Raw genomic sequence first — 13,876 nt, forward strand, 5'->3', positions numbered from 1 at the left:
GCAGGGGTGTTATCTGGCGGCCGCCGGGGTCTGCAGGCCAATCTCCTTTCGGAGTAAATCGATCGTATCGGTGCTGAGGTAGCTCTCGGCGCAATGCACCTGGGGCATGCGCATCAGTTGGGAGCGGTTCTGGCGCAGGCTTTGCTCAACCAGGGGCAGGCTGGGACGATCGCAGAGCACATGGCTGGAGGCTCGCAGCAGGGCCAGCAGCCGGCTGCCCACGTCAGGGGTGGCGGTCATCAGCAGCAATTCGTTGCCCCGCATCGAGTGGAGAATCACCTCGGCGGCCCGCAGGATGCCGGGGCTGATGCTCACCAGGCCCACACAGCTGCCGGGGCGCAGCTCCTTGAGCATGGCCAGCTCTTGGCGGAAGTCGTTGAGGTCAACAGCCACGGCCCGAACACTGTGTTTTTTGGCCAGCTCCTCCACCGGTTGTAGGAAATAACGGCTGGTCACCACTGTGCCGTTGCTGGAGTTCTCCAGAACGCTTTCCAGCTCCTCCAATGGCACCACTTCCACCGGCACATCCAGACAGGGTTCCAGTTCTTCGGCGATCAGCATTGAGGCACCGATGTCTTCCCGCGGTGTGCTGACCAGCACGCGGGCGCCGCAGCGCAGGCGCCAGTCGATCTCCCGGGTCAGCAGTTCCCGGGTCTGCTGCAGGGTGCAGCCCGCATTCAGCAGGCCATCCACGCACTTGCGCACCTCACGATCGAGATCGGTGACGCCCCGATTGCGGATGTGTGGTGGCGTTTTGATTTCCCGTGGTTTCTGCTGGTCGCGCACATAGATGCCGGAGCCGGCCATGGCTTCCACGACGCCATCAGTTTCCAGCTGGCGGTAAACCTTGCTGATCGTGTTGCGGTGCAATCCGGTCTGCATCGCCAGCTGGCGCGTGCTCGGTAGTCGATGGCCCGGTGGGTAATGCCGCGCTGCGATGGCGAAACAGATCTGGTTGTAGAGCTGCGTTGATGCCGGAATGTCGCTTTCCTGTTGGATATGGAATCGCACGCCGGTGGGACAGGTCGGAATGCGGCCACCATACGGAGCGATTCCCCTGGTGACAATTACTTCTGTGTCCTATGCAGTTATGGCAAGTTTTGAGCCGGCCAGCGGAGTGTGGATTGAAGTCCTGAACGCCCCCGTTTGTTTGCGTTGCTGGTGGGCGGAGCCGCAGCAGGCTGCGAACGATATTGAGTCTAAATCGTTAATAAATCGTGTCTATATCGTGCTGCCTGAGGTGTTCGGTGTGAATGCCTGGGTGCGCAGCGTGGCCGATCGGCTGGCCGCCCATGGCCATCCGGCCCTGGCGGTGCCCTTGTTTGCCCGAACGGCCCCCGATTTGGAGTTGGCCTACGAACCGTCCGATCTGGCCCAAGGTCGTCGCCACAAGGACGCCACCACCAGCGATCAGATCCTCGGTGATGTTGCTGCGGCTCTGGCCTGGCTGCGGGCCCGTCACCCGCAAGCATCCGTTCATCTGGTGGGTTTCTGTTTCGGGGGGCATGCCGCCTTCTTGGCGGCAACCCTGCCTGGCGTGGCGGCCGCCTTTGATTTCTATGGCGCCGGAGTGAGCCGGATGCGGCCCGGCGGTGGTGAACCCTCCTTGGCCCTGCTGCCGGAGATCCAGGCACGCCTTACCTGTGTGTTCGGCACGGCCGACCCGCTAATTCCGGCGGCGGATCGCGAGACGATTGCGTCGGTCCTGCGCAAGGCTGATCCCGCCGGCGAGCGTTTGCGTTGTGTGAACTACGACGGCGCAGATCACGGTTTCATGTGCGAAGCGCGCAGCAGTTTCAATCCCGAGGCCTCAGCCCAGGGATGGCGCTTGATGCTGGAAGGCCTCTAGCCCTGAGGGCTCGCCACCTTTGCGGCGGTGGGGCGTGGGGGTGCCGGAATCGTGCGCACGGCCTTGTTGGCGGCTTGCTCCTTTTCCTCCTTCTTCACCAGCGGTGTTTTGCGCGGGGTGAGGAACATGATCATGTTGCGGCCCTCCCGTTTGGGCGCCTGCTGGATCTCGGCCTTTTCTTCCAGATCCTTGGCCATCCGCCGCAGGAGGGTTTCCGCCAGGGCAGTGTGCTGAATCTCACGGCCTCGGAAGATCACCGTGCACTTCACCTTGTCGCCAGCCTTGAGGAAGCGCTGGGCCTGACCGATTCGCACGTCGTAATCGTGCTGGTCGATCTTGTAGCGCATCTTGACCTCTTTGACTTCGGTCTGGTGCGACTTTTTCTTGGCCTCTTTGGCTTTCTTTTCTTGTTCGAACTTGAACTTGCCGTAGTCCATGATTCGGCAGACCGGCGGGTCGGCCTTCTCGCTCACCAGCACCAGATCCAGTTCCCGGTCACGGGCCACGTCGAGAGCTTCTTCCCTGCTGATCACGCCCAGCTGAGCGCCGTCTGAGTCGACCACCCGCAATTGGGGGTAGTTGATCCGATCGTTGATGTTGGGCAGCTCCCGAACCGGGGCACGACGGTCAAAACGGGGACGTGGGGGCATTCAGGCGGTGACGGGGACAGGTGCAGACAATTTCGAGGGATATAACGTCTACATCCTTCACATTAGTTGCTGCTGGATCAACGTCATCGCATCCGTCAACGTTGCCTGGTCGGGCAGCCAGTGGGGGTTGTGCTGACGCCGGAACCAGGTGCGTTGTCGTTTGGCGAACTGGCGGGTGCGTTGGCTGGTGATCCGCACCGCGTCTGCGTTGGTCAGCCTTCCGCTGATTACCTGCAGCGCCTCGCCGTAGCCGATGGTCTGCAGCAGCGGCAGATCCGCGCCGTAGCGCTCGCTCAGGCGCCGGGTCTCCTCCACAAGCCCGTCCTGGTACAGCTGCTCGGTGCGTTGCTGGATCCGCTGGCGCAGATTGGCGGGATTGAGGCCCAGTTCCAGAACGTTCCAGGGGGGCGGTGTGGCGGTGGCTTGGCGGCTCATCGGTTGTCCGGACGCGTAGAGCACTTCAAGGGCGCGCTGGGTGCGCACGGCATCGGCTGGAGCGATTTTGGCGGCGGCGTCTGGGTCGGCGGCTTGCAGCAGTGGGTGGCAGATGCCCTGGCCCAATGCCGTCAGTTGTTGGCGCAGCTTCTGCTGTGGGGCGACGGCCGGAGGTTGCAGTCCGGAGGTGAGGGCTTTGAGATACAGGCCGCTGCCTCCCACGAGGAGGGCGACGCCCCGCTGCGCTAACTCCCGGCTGATGCAGGGATTGGCTTCTGATTGAAACTCCTGCAGGGTGATCGGCTGGTCCGGTGCGCGCAGGTCCAACAAATGGTGCTGTACCCGTTCCTGCTGCTCCGCCGTCGGCTTGGCAGTGCCGACATTCATCCCCCGGTAAAGCTGGCGGGAATCCACGTTGATCACCGGCAGATCCAGCCGTTCGGCAATGTCCAAAGCCAGGGCGGTCTTGCCGCTGGCAGTGGGCCCGAGCAGGGCGATCACCAGGGGATTGGAGCTATTCAAAAGCGTTAGGGGGTGCAGCCCGGCTTGGAACGACCTCTGAGAGGCCTCTGCAAGCCTCTATAGACAGCCGGTGGTAGATTGGCATTGTCAGGTCGAGGTTTAGAGCCGTTGCGCCCGCCCATGACCCGGTTTCCTGGCTTGAGACTTACTGAATGAGCGACGCTTCCAAGGTCCAGAACGCCTACGGCGCTGAGCAAATTCAGGTGCTGGAGGGGCTTGAGCCCGTTCGCAAGCGCCCGGGCATGTATATCGGCACCACGGGGCCGCGGGGCTTGCACCACCTTGTGTACGAGGTGGTTGATAACTCGGTCGATGAGGCTCTGGCAGGGCATTGCGACCAAATTGTTGTCGTCTTGGGGGACGACGGTTCTGCCTCGGTGAGCGACAACGGCCGTGGCATTCCCACCGATGTGCATCCCCGCACCGGCAAGAGTGCTCTGGAGACGGTGCTCACGGTGTTGCATGCCGGCGGCAAATTCGGCGCCGGTGGTTACAAGGTGTCTGGCGGTTTGCACGGCGTCGGCATCTCGGTGGTCAATGCCCTGAGTGAATGGGTGCAGGTGACGGTGCGCCGCCAGGGCCAGATTCATCGCCAGCGCTTTGAGCGGGGCACTGCCATTGGGGCGCTTGCCTCGGAGTCGCAGCCATCGGCGGAGTCCGGCGAGACCGGTACCACCGTCTGCTTCAAGCCCGACCTTGAAATCTTCACCGGCGGCATCGTCTTCGATTACGCCACCCTCTCGGCTCGTCTGAGGGAACTCGCCTATCTCAACGGCGGTGTGAGGATTGTCTTCCGTGATGAGAGGGAGTCAGCCCGGGATGAGGAGGGTCAGCCCCATGAGGAGACCTATTTCTATGAAGGCGGCATCAAGGAATACGTCGCCTACATGAACAAGGAGAAGGATGCCCTTCACCCCGAAATCATCTACGTGAATTCGGAGAAGGATGGCGTTCAGGTGGAGGCGGCCCTGCAGTGGTGCTCCGATGCCTACTCCGACAGCATCCTTGGCTTTGCCAACAACATCCGCACCGTGGATGGGGGCACCCACATTGAAGGCCTCAAGACGGTGCTCACTCGTACCCTCAACGCCTTCGCCAAGAAGCTGGGCAAACGCAAGGAAGCTGATTCCAACCTGGCGGGGGAGAACATCCGTGAAGGCCTCACCGCTGTTCTTTCGGTGAAGGTGCCGGAACCGGAATTTGAAGGTCAGACCAAAACCAAGCTCGGCAATACCGAAGTGCGGGGCATCGTCGACAACCTGGTGGGCGAGTCGCTTGGGCAGTTCCTCGAGTTCAATCCTTCCGTGATCGGTCTGATCCTGGAGAAAGCGATCCAGGCCTTCAATGCTGCCGAAGCGGCTCGGCGGGCCAGGGAGCTGGTGCGCCGCAAGAGTGTGCTGGAGAGTTCCACGCTTCCCGGAAAGCTGGCCGACTGCAGTTCCCGTGATCCGGGCGAATCTGAGATCTACATCGTGGAGGGAGACTCCGCTGGCGGGTCAGCGAAACAGGGGCGGGACCGACGCTTCCAGGCCATCCTTCCTCTGCGCGGAAAGATCCTCAACATCGAGAAGACCGACGACGCCAAGATCTACAAGAACACCGAGATTCAGGCTCTGATCACGGCGCTCGGTCTTGGCATCAAGGGAGAAGACTTCGATGTAAAGAATCTCCGCTATCACCGCATTGTGATCATGACCGATGCGGATGTTGACGGCGCGCACATCCGTACGTTGATTCTCACTTTCTTCTATCGCTACCAAAAAGAGTTGGTTGAAGGTGGCTACATCTACATCGCCTGTCCGCCTCTCTACAAAGTGGAGAGGGGCAAGAATCACACCTATTGTTATAACGAATCGGATCTGCAGAAAACCCTGAAAGGATTTGGCGAAAAAGCTAACTACACCATTCAGCGGTTCAAAGGCCTTGGAGAAATGATGCCCAAGCAGTTATGGGAAACCACCATGGATCCCAGCACGCGGATGATGAAGCGCATCGAAATTGAAGATGCACTGGAAGCGGATCGCATCTTCACGATCCTGATGGGTGACAAGGTGGCTCCTCGCCGGGAATTCATCGAAACCCACAGCGCCGAGCTGGACATGGCAGCCCTTGACATTTGATGGGGCCGCTTCTCCGTTGGAGTTGGTTGCTTGGGGTGGCGCTGATGGCCCCGGCGGCCTTGCCGGCCGGTGGTGCTGATCGGCGTCAACCGCAGCCCCGTCGCCGCGAGGCGTCTGGGCCCTTACACACGTCGACCGACCAGCCCCTGCACCTCAGCCCGCTGGAGGTTGCTCCACGGTTGAGCACCCTCAAGGCGGGATCTTCCCTGCGTCTTCTGCGGCGTTGGTCTGCCGCCGATGGCCAGGATTGGCTGCACGTGCAAACCGTCTCCGGAGAGCAACGCCGTGGCTGGCTCCGCGCCTGACGCCCTGTTGGTTGGTCTCGGGGCGATCCCCGGGGCCTGGCTGCGCTTGAAGGTGGTGAACCACTTTCAGCCCATGGTGCCGAAGAAGCACTGGGGCACCTTCCTTGTGAATGTCGTGGCCTGTTTCGCCCTGGGGCTGGTGCTGGCCCTCAATGAAACGTGCACCGCCAGCACGGGAATTGCCTTGCTTATGGGGGTGGGCTTTTTTGGCAGCCTCAGCACCTTTTCCACCTTTGCGGTGGAGTTGCTGAACGAGCTCCGTGCCGGCCAGGCTCTAACGGCCTTGGTGCTTGCGCTCGCTTCGATCGGGGCGGGTTTGCTGGCCTCGGCCGTTGGTTACGGACTGGGAACCCATGCCTGAGACCAACCCCAGCCTGCAACTGGAACTGCAGGAGTTGCTGCTCGTGGGTCTGGGCGCTGTGCCCGGAGCTCTGCTGCGCTGGCAGCTGGCCCTGCATCTGGGGGATCAGAACCTGCTGGTGAACGTCCTGGGGGCCGCGCTGTTGGGTTGGCTGGCAGGGCTTCCCGCCGCCCCGCGTCGACAGTTGCTGCTGGGCATTGGCTTCTGCGGCTCGCTCACCACCTTCAGCAGTTGGATGCTGGCGGCCATGAAGCACCTGAGCTCCGGAGATTGGGCCGCCGCATTGGGCTTAATCGGGCTGACCCTTGGGCTGGGGCTTGGTGCCGCAGCCCTTGGTTTCAGCCTGGGGCGCCGACTCAAGCCGCCAGAGCCGCCTCAATCGCCGACTTGAGGTCTTCGGGGGTGACGCCGCTCTTGAAACGGGCGATCACTGTGCCGTCCTTGCCCACCAGGAACTTCTCGAAGTTCCACTCCACATCACCGGCGGGATCCATCTGATTAAGGGTGGTGTAGGGCTCTGTGGTGCTGTCCTTGGCGTGCACCTTTTCAAACAGCTCGAAGTCAGCGCCGTAGGTGGTGGAGCAGAAGCTCTTGATCTCGTCGAGGCTGCCGGGCTCCTGGGCGCCGAAGTCGTTGCAGGGGAAACCCAGAACGGCTAGACCCTTTGCGGCGTAGGCCTCGTTCAGGGCCTGAAGGCCGGCGTACTGCTTGGTGAAGCCACAGCGGCTGGCCACGTTCACGATCAGCAGCACCTTGCCGGCGTAATCGCCAAGGGATTTGCTGCTGCCGTCGGGGGTGGTGACGGAAACGGAGCTGACGCTGATCGCCATGGTTGAACACTGAGGGAGAGCTGACGTTAACCGGATGTAACGGCCATAGACTGGGCTCCCGGCCGGAGGGGCATGACGGAGGCATCGGGGTTGAGCAGCGGCGTGACGGTGGAGCACGAGATGCTGGCTGAGGCAGTCACCCATGAGCTCGCCGCCATGCTTCAGGCGGGGAACTACGACGCGGTGAAACTGCTGCTGGAACCGGTTCAGCCGGTCGATATCGCTGAAGCGATCGGCGCGCTGCCAGCCAACCTGCAGGCCATTGCTTTTCGGCTGCTCAGCAAAGACGAAGCCATCAGTGTTTATGAGTACCTCGACACCGCCACCCAGCAGAGTCTGCTGAGCCTGCTGCGTTCCGGTGAGATGCGGGAGGTGGTGGAGGAGATGTCGCCGGATGATCGCGCCCGCTTGTTTGAGGAACTGCCGGCCAAGGTGGTGCGCCAACTGCTCAGCGAGCTCAGTCCGGATGAGCGCAAGGTGACCGCTGAATTGCTGGGTTACCGCTCTGAAACGGCCGGTCGCTTGATGACGACCGAGTACATCGCCCTGAAGGAAAACCAGACGGCGGCTGTGGCGTTGGACATCGTGCGCCGCCGCGCCCGCGACACCGAAACGATTTATTCCCTCTACGTGACGGATGCGGAACGCCGCCTCACCGGCATCCTGTCGCTCCGGGATCTGGTGACGGCAGACCCTCAGGCCCGTATCGGCGATGTGATGACGGAGGAGGTGCTCAGCGTCAGCACCGATACCGATCAGGAGAAGGTGGCCCGCACAATTCAGCGCTACGACTTCCTCGCCGTTCCTGTGGTGGATCTGGAGCAGCGTCTGGTGGGCATCGTCACGGTGGATGACGTGATCGATGTGATCGAGCAGGAGGCCACCCGCGATCTGTACGCCGCCGGTGCGGTTCAGGCTGGTGATGACGACGACTACTTCAGCAGCAACCTGTTCACCGTCGCCCGGCGCCGGGTGGTGTGGTTAGCGGTCCTGGTGCTCGCCAGCTTCTTCACTTCGGAAGTGATTGCAGCCAATGAAGACGTGCTGCAGAAGGTCGTGCTGCTTGCGGCTTTCATTCCGTTGTTGGGTGGCACCGGCGGCAATGTGGGGGCCCAGAGTTCCACGGTGGTGATCCGTGGCTTGAGCACCCAGAGCATCTCCAGCCTCGGACCCTTGCGGGCGATTGGCCGAGAAGCAATGGCTGGAGCTTTGTTGGGGGTGTTGATGATGCTGTTGGTGGTTCCCTTCGCTTGGTGGAGAGGTGAAAGCGCTTTGGTGGGTCTGTCGGTGGGGATGAGCCTGCTGGCGATCACCACCTTGGCGGCCACCGCCGGAGCGGCGTTTCCGCTGCTGTTCGATCGCATGGGTCTGGATCCGGCATTGATGTCCACGCCCTTCATCACCACCTGTACAGACGTGGCGGGCACGTTGATCTACCTGAAGACGGCGGGGTGGCTGTTGGTCCACCTGCCGCAGCTGGTTCAGGTAACAGGTATTTCTACCCAATTCTTTGCCATGGGCGTTTTCTGAGAGTGTGTTTACGTTTCTTAGGAGTACTCTTTACATAACTCAAAGAAGCGACATGGCTCCGGCAGCGACCGCTACTCCCAAGCCAAAAACTGCCGCGAAAACCGTCACGGCAGACGTCGATCTCGTCCGCTCCTACCTGCGTGACATCGGCCGTGTTCCTCTGCTGACCCACGAGCAGGAGATCACCCTGGGTCGTCAGGTGCAGGAGCTGATGGACATCGAGTCCATCGAGTCTGAACTGGAAAGCAAGGAGGGTGAGAAACCCAGCCGCGATCAGCTGGCTAAGGCCTCTGGGCTTTCCTCAGTGCAGCTCAAGCGCAAGCTTCAGCACGGCCGCCGCGCTAAAGAGCGCATGGTGGCCGCCAACCTAAGGCTGGTGGTGAGCGTCGCTAAGAAATACACCAAGCGGAATATGGAGCTCCTGGATCTAATTCAGGAAGGAACCATCGGCTTGGTGCGTGGGGTTGAAAAGTTTGATCCCACCAGGGGCTACAAGTTCTCCACCTATGCCTACTGGTGGATCCGTCAGGGCATCACACGGGCAATTGCCGAAAAGAGCCGCACGATCCGGCTACCGATTCACATCACTGAGATGCTGAACAAGCTCAAGAAGGGGCAGCGGGAGCTGAGCCAAGAGCTGGGTCGCACCCCCACCGTCATCGAGCTGGCCGAGTATGTCGAGCTGCCGGAAGACGACGTCAAGGATCTGATGTGTCGCGCCCGTCAGCCGGTGAGCTTGGAGATGAAAGTGGGCGACGGCGATGACACTGAGCTGTTGGAGCTGCTCTCCGGTGATGGCGATCTCCCCAGCGATCAGGTTGAAGAGGATTGCTTGAAAGGAGATCTGCGCAGCCTGTTGGGGCAGCTTCCCCATCTGCAGGAGCAGGTGTTGCGGATGCGTTATGGCATGGATGGGGAAGATCCAATGAGCCTTACTGGCATTGGCCGGATTCTTGGCATGAGCCGCGATCGCGTGCGCAACCTGGAGCGGGATGGTCTGGCCGGTCTGCGCCGAGTCAGCGATCAGGTAGAGGCCTACGTGGCTTGCTGAGGCTTCTTTAGGCTTTGGTTGAAATGCCGGGCCCCGCTTTGAAGCGCCAATTGCAATTTGTTCATATTGGGAAATGTGGGGGTTCAACGGTTGAAAAACTTCTTCCGTTATCTTCCGTTGTAGCTGAAAAATATTCTTCGTTTTTTGAGTCCCACGTAAATGGGGTTAAGCTAAATATGGATTGCGATTATCTCTTTTGTATTCGGAACCCAGTAGACAGGGCTTTTTCGGCTTTTGAGTGGCGTAAAAAGCTCATTCTCGAGGACCAGGTTCCAAGTCAAGTCCATCGCTTTCCTGGCGAAAAAGATGTTTTAATTAAGTATAATAGTTTGGGCTCTATTTCGCGAAATTTATACTTCTCTAATGGTCTTTTAAATCAAAATGTGGCAAGGGACTTTAGGTCTATTCATCATTTGCGAGAATCAATATCATTTTACTGTCGTCCTCTTTTGGCTGTGCTCACTCCCCACAACCTTTTTGGTGTGGTGTGCCAAGAAAATCTTGTAGCGGATTGCGCTGGGGTTTTAGGAGTTGATGCTTCAGGGGTCAGAGAGAGGAGCAATGCGTCGAAACGGCGTATTGATCAGGACCTTGATGCTTTGGCGGTGAACAATCTCAAACGATTTCTCCTCGAGGATTACCAATGTCTTACCGCGCTTTGGAGTCTCGGTGCTCTCAGTGATCAACAGTTTTGGCGCGTCATGAAGTCGTCTGTTGAGGCGTAGATGACACCAGCGCTTCGCGTAAAGCTTGATTGGTGGCTCTTGGTGCTTCGTCATGGGGACAATGCCCGGCCCCAGAAATCACTGCCAGCGAGCGCACGCAGCTGATGCTGTTGTTCCAGCGTTGGGCCTCCGCTAAGGGCTCCCAGGGATCCTTCTCTCCCCAGATCAGGTCCACTGGAATCGATAGCTCCTGCATCAACTGAGGTGCCAGATGGTCGTCGAACAAGTTGATGAAGCCGCGGAATGCTTCGGTTGCGCCATCGCGCTGGGTGGGCTGAAACAGCAGTTCGATTAGCTCGTCGTCGATGTTGGCGCCACTGGGGTAAGCCTGCTTCAGCACGCTGCGGATCACGCCGCGACGTGCCGCATTGCGGAAGAGCGCTGTGCTGAGCCAGCGCTGCCGAACCATCGTTTTCAGGACTGGGCGGATCCAGGCCATCCAGGCCGGCTGGGTGGTCAACTGCTTGTCGTCCATCAAGCGCTGGGCGCAGTCAATCAGCACCACGCCCTGGCAGCGGTCCCCCAGCAGTTGCGCCGCCCGCAGGGCCACGACCCCGCCGATGGAGTTGCCTACCAAGCGCACCGGGCGATCGATCACCTCGCAGCAGAAGTCCGCCACCTGCTGGCCCCAGAGGTCAAAGCCGTAATGAACAGCATCCGTTGTGACGGGTTCATCCTTCAGGCGGGCCCGGGGTTGATCGCTGCGCCCGAAGCCCAAAAGATCGATGGCATAGGTGGGTGCCTGCTCCGCAAGCACTGGCTGGTTGAAGCGCCAGTGGTTGGTGTTGGCCCCAAAGCCATGGATCAATAGCACCGCCTCAACAGCATCGGCGTTGCCCATAAGCGACCAGCCGATGCTGTGGGTCTTCCAGCTCCAGAGGTTGTTGCTAGGGCTCACGCCTTGGCTTGCTACGCCGGTGCATCTTGGCGACTGAACAACCGCTGTTCGAGGTTTTTCACCAGCACATACACCGGCGGCACAACTCCAAGCGACAGCATGGTGGCCACTACCAGACCACCGAAGATCACGGTGCCTAGGGATTGCTGGCTGTGCGCTCCGGCGCCATTGGCCACCACCAAGGGGAGGAAGCCCGCCAGGGCGGCAATGGCTGTCATCAGGATTGGGCGTAGACGGGATTCTGCTGACTGAACCGCTGCTTCGGTGATGCTCAGGCCCTGCTCCAGCTTTTGTTCGGCCACCTCAACGATCAGGATTCCGTTCTTGGCCGCAAGGCCGATCAGGGTCACCAGGCCCACCTGGGCATAAATGTTCAGGTCGATTGAACGGATGGCCAGGAAGACCAGGGCACCGAGCATGGCCAGGGGCACCGTGGCCAGGATGATCACGGGCGTGATGTAGCTCTCGTACTGGGCCGAGAGCACCAGGTACACAATCAGCACGCCCAGGCCGAACACCAGAACGCTGGCGTTACCGGCGGAGAGTTGCAGCTCAGCCAGTCCGGTGAAGGCGGAGCCGATGTTGGTGAAGTCGGCAGCATTGAACAGCGCTTGAATCTTGGCCAGGGCCTGACCACTGCTCTTGCCGATCGCTTCGGCGCCTTGGATCAGCACGGTGCGGTTGAGGTTGTAGTGGCTGATCACCGGCGGCGCACTGCTCAGCTCAGCCGAGGCGAACTGCGATACCTGCACCAGCCCGCCATCGCGATCCCGCACGTAATAACTCAGCACGTCGTCGATGGTCTGGCGTTGATCCGGTGTGCCCTGCACGTAGATGCTGCGCACCTGACCACTCTCGTAGGTGAGCCCGGAGTAGTTGCCGCCAGTGAGAGCGGCGATGCTGTCCATCGCCTCCTGATAGTCGACGTTCAAAGCCCCCATCACATCGCGGTTCACTGAAAGGCCGACCGCCGGAGAGCTGGGGTTGAACTGGGTGTAGAGCGTGGAGAAATCACCGCTGGCATTCCCCTCCTTGATCAGTTGATCCGCCAGATCCGACAGCTCATTGAGGCTGTATTGGCCGTTGCTGAGGTCGTTGAACTGGAAGTAAAAACCGCCCTGAGATGAGAAACCCGGCACCGCTGGCGGCCCTGATGCCGCCGCCAGCCCTTCGCTCAGCTGGATCAGCTTGGTGTTCAGGCGCTTGATGATTGCGTCGGAGCTGTGGCTTGCTCCTTTGCGGTCCTCCAGGGGTCTCAATCCGAAGAAGAAGAAGCCTTGATCAGGGCTGGAGCCGTTGAAGCCGGAGCCGCTGATGATTCCGGCATTGGCCACGTCGTCTTCCTCGCTGAGCACCCTGGCGATCTGCATGCCGAGCTTTTTGGTTTCCACGAGAGAGGCGCCGTTCTGGAGTTGGAAGATGCCCAGGCCGTAGCCCTGGTCTTCATCGGGGATGAAGGCGGTGGGCAGGGCTGTGAAGGCGAAGCCGGTCAGCACGATGCCCACGGCCAAGCCGCCGAGGATCAGCTGGCGCAGGGCGATCACCCGGGTGAGCAGGGCGGCGTAGGCCCGCTGCAGCCGGTCAAAGCCGGCATTGAACGTCGAGAAGATGCGCGGCAGGTTGGCCCCGGCGAGCGAACCGATGCCCACGCCCGCCAGGTAGGTCCAGCTGCCGAAGGCTGCGGCACTGAATCGCCCGAAGGCCAGCCCCACGATCACACCCACAACAATCCAGGCGCGACCGCGCGGTTCGGGTGGTTTCTCCCGGGGCAGGATCAAACCCGAGAGCATCGGCGAGAAGCTGAGGGCGTTGAAGGCCGAAATGGCGATCGAGAAGGCGATCGTCAGGGCGAACTGCTTGTAGATGATGCCGATACCGCCGGGGTAAAAGGCCACGGGAACAAACACCGCCATCAGCACAAGTGCGGTCGCTAATAGGGCACCGAACAACTCGCCCATGCAGGCCAGGGCTGCCTCGCGGGGCTTCATCCCCTGCTCGATGTTGGTGGATACGGCCTCGATCACCACGATGGCGTCGTCCACCACCAGACCCGTTGCCAGCACCAACCCCAGCAGTGTGAGTTGGTTGATCGAGAAGCCGAACACCTTCAGGAAGGCAAAGGTGCCGATCAGCGAGATCGGGATGGCCAGGCTGGGCACCACCGTGGCACGCCAGTTCTGCAGGAACAGAAACAGGATCACCAGCACCAGCACGATGGCAAGACCAAGGGCATCAATCACCCCATCCACCGACGCCTCGATGAACTGGCCGATGTCATAGATCTGATTCACCGTCACCCCGGGGGGAACGAGGCTGCGGAACTGATCGAGTTGTGCCATCACCGCATTGGACACATCCAGGGCGTTGCTGGCCGGGGTTTGATAGATCGCCAGGGTCAGCGCCTCATGGCCGTTCTTGTCGATGCCCTGTACGGCGAAACTGTTGGTGCCGTAGCGCACCTCGCCCACGTCCTCGAGTTTGAGCAGGTTGCCCGAGGGGGAGCGGTTGACAATCAGGTTGTTGAAGTCTTCTAGGGAGGTGAGGTTGCCGTTGTTCTCCACCACGATCGGGTAGGTGTACGCCTGATCCCCGGATGCTGG

At 60.6% G+C, this 13,876-nt stretch carries 14 protein-coding genes; 8 read left to right on the plus strand and 6 right to left on the minus strand.

Annotation, left to right across the window (positions count from 1 at the left end):
* Positions 1-9: 9 nt before the first annotated feature.
* Positions 10-1,011 carry a GntR family transcriptional regulator gene (locus FZZ92_RS06665; RefSeq protein ID WP_226422853.1) on the minus strand — a complete coding sequence of 334 codons (1,002 nt, stop codon included), beginning with the start codon at positions 1,009-1,011 and terminating at the stop codon, positions 10-12.
* Positions 1,012-1,228: 217 nt separating this feature from the next.
* Between FZZ92_RS06665 and FZZ92_RS06670 the strand changes: the two genes are divergently transcribed.
* Positions 1,229-1,849, plus strand: a complete 621-nt coding sequence (locus tag FZZ92_RS06670; protein WP_370631252.1) for a dienelactone hydrolase family protein — start codon at positions 1,229-1,231, stop codon at positions 1,847-1,849.
* Here the strand turns inward: FZZ92_RS06670 and infC are convergent.
* Both infC and miaA read right to left on the minus strand, forming a co-directional pair.
* Positions 1,846-2,499: a translation initiation factor IF-3 gene (infC, locus tag FZZ92_RS06675; RefSeq protein ID WP_011363124.1), complete on the minus strand. Its 654-nt coding sequence runs from the start codon at positions 2,497-2,499 to the stop codon at positions 1,846-1,848. The two genes, FZZ92_RS06670 and infC, sit on opposite strands and share 4 nt — an antisense overlap.
* A gap of 57 nt (positions 2,500-2,556) precedes the next feature.
* Positions 2,557-3,456, minus strand: a complete 900-nt coding sequence (gene miaA / locus FZZ92_RS06680) for a tRNA (adenosine(37)-N6)-dimethylallyltransferase MiaA (protein WP_226422855.1) — start codon at positions 3,454-3,456, stop codon at positions 2,557-2,559.
* Between the two features lie 152 nt (positions 3,457-3,608).
* On the opposite strand from miaA, the gene gyrB reads away from it, so the two are divergent.
* From gyrB to FZZ92_RS06700, 4 genes are read left to right on the plus strand one after another with little or no spacing between them, the layout of a single operon-like run.
* On the plus strand, positions 3,609-5,576 hold the full coding sequence (gene gyrB / locus FZZ92_RS06685; protein ID WP_226422856.1) for a DNA topoisomerase (ATP-hydrolyzing) subunit B: 1,968 nt from the start codon (positions 3,609-3,611) through the stop codon (positions 5,574-5,576).
* Positions 5,576-5,881, plus strand: a complete 306-nt coding sequence (locus FZZ92_RS06690) for an SH3 domain-containing protein (protein WP_226408391.1) — start codon at positions 5,576-5,578, stop codon at positions 5,879-5,881. The genes gyrB and FZZ92_RS06690 overlap by 1 nt, the downstream gene beginning before the upstream one ends.
* On the plus strand, positions 5,862-6,242 hold the full coding sequence (locus tag FZZ92_RS06695; RefSeq protein ID WP_226422857.1) for a CrcB family protein: 381 nt from the start codon (positions 5,862-5,864) through the stop codon (positions 6,240-6,242). Before FZZ92_RS06690 ends, FZZ92_RS06695 begins: the two co-directional genes overlap by 20 nt.
* Positions 6,235-6,633, plus strand: coding sequence for a CrcB family protein (locus FZZ92_RS06700; protein ID WP_226422858.1), 399 nt, complete (start codon positions 6,235-6,237; stop codon positions 6,631-6,633). Before FZZ92_RS06695 ends, FZZ92_RS06700 begins: the two co-directional genes overlap by 8 nt.
* On the opposite strand, the gene FZZ92_RS06705 is transcribed toward FZZ92_RS06700, so the two are convergent.
* Positions 6,599-7,072, minus strand: a complete 474-nt coding sequence (locus FZZ92_RS06705) for a glutathione peroxidase (RefSeq protein ID WP_226422859.1) — start codon at positions 7,070-7,072, stop codon at positions 6,599-6,601. The two genes, FZZ92_RS06700 and FZZ92_RS06705, sit on opposite strands and share 35 nt — an antisense overlap.
* A 72-nt stretch (positions 7,073-7,144) precedes the next feature.
* On the opposite strand from FZZ92_RS06705, the gene mgtE reads away from it, so the two are divergent.
* From mgtE to FZZ92_RS06720, 3 genes are read left to right on the plus strand one after another with little or no spacing between them, the layout of a single operon-like run.
* Complete coding sequence (mgtE, locus tag FZZ92_RS06710) at positions 7,145-8,602, plus strand: magnesium transporter (RefSeq protein ID WP_226422860.1); 1,458 nt, start codon at positions 7,145-7,147, stop codon at positions 8,600-8,602.
* Between the two features lie 52 nt (positions 8,603-8,654).
* Positions 8,655-9,653: an RpoD/SigA family RNA polymerase sigma factor gene (locus tag FZZ92_RS06715; protein WP_226422861.1), complete on the plus strand. Its 999-nt coding sequence runs from the start codon at positions 8,655-8,657 to the stop codon at positions 9,651-9,653.
* 23 nt (positions 9,654-9,676) lie between these two features.
* A complete protein-coding gene (locus tag FZZ92_RS06720) occupies positions 9,677-10,378 on the plus strand; it encodes a hypothetical protein (protein ID WP_226422862.1) in 702 nt (233 codons plus the stop codon).
* On the opposite strand, the gene FZZ92_RS06725 is transcribed toward FZZ92_RS06720, so the two are convergent.
* Entirely contained in the window at positions 10,353-11,219 is an 867-nt protein-coding gene (locus tag FZZ92_RS06725) for an alpha/beta fold hydrolase (protein WP_226422878.1), read from the minus strand. The genes FZZ92_RS06720 and FZZ92_RS06725 overlap by 26 nt on opposite strands.
* A 68-nt stretch (positions 11,220-11,287) precedes the next feature.
* On the minus strand, positions 11,288-13,876 hold a 2,589-nt coding region (locus tag FZZ92_RS06730; protein ID WP_226422863.1), incomplete at its 5' end, for an efflux RND transporter permease subunit.

Source organism: Synechococcus sp. MU1611 (assembly GCF_020514255.1).
In the GTDB taxonomy this organism is placed as follows: Bacteria; Cyanobacteriota; Cyanobacteriia; order PCC-6307; family Cyanobiaceae; genus Parasynechococcus.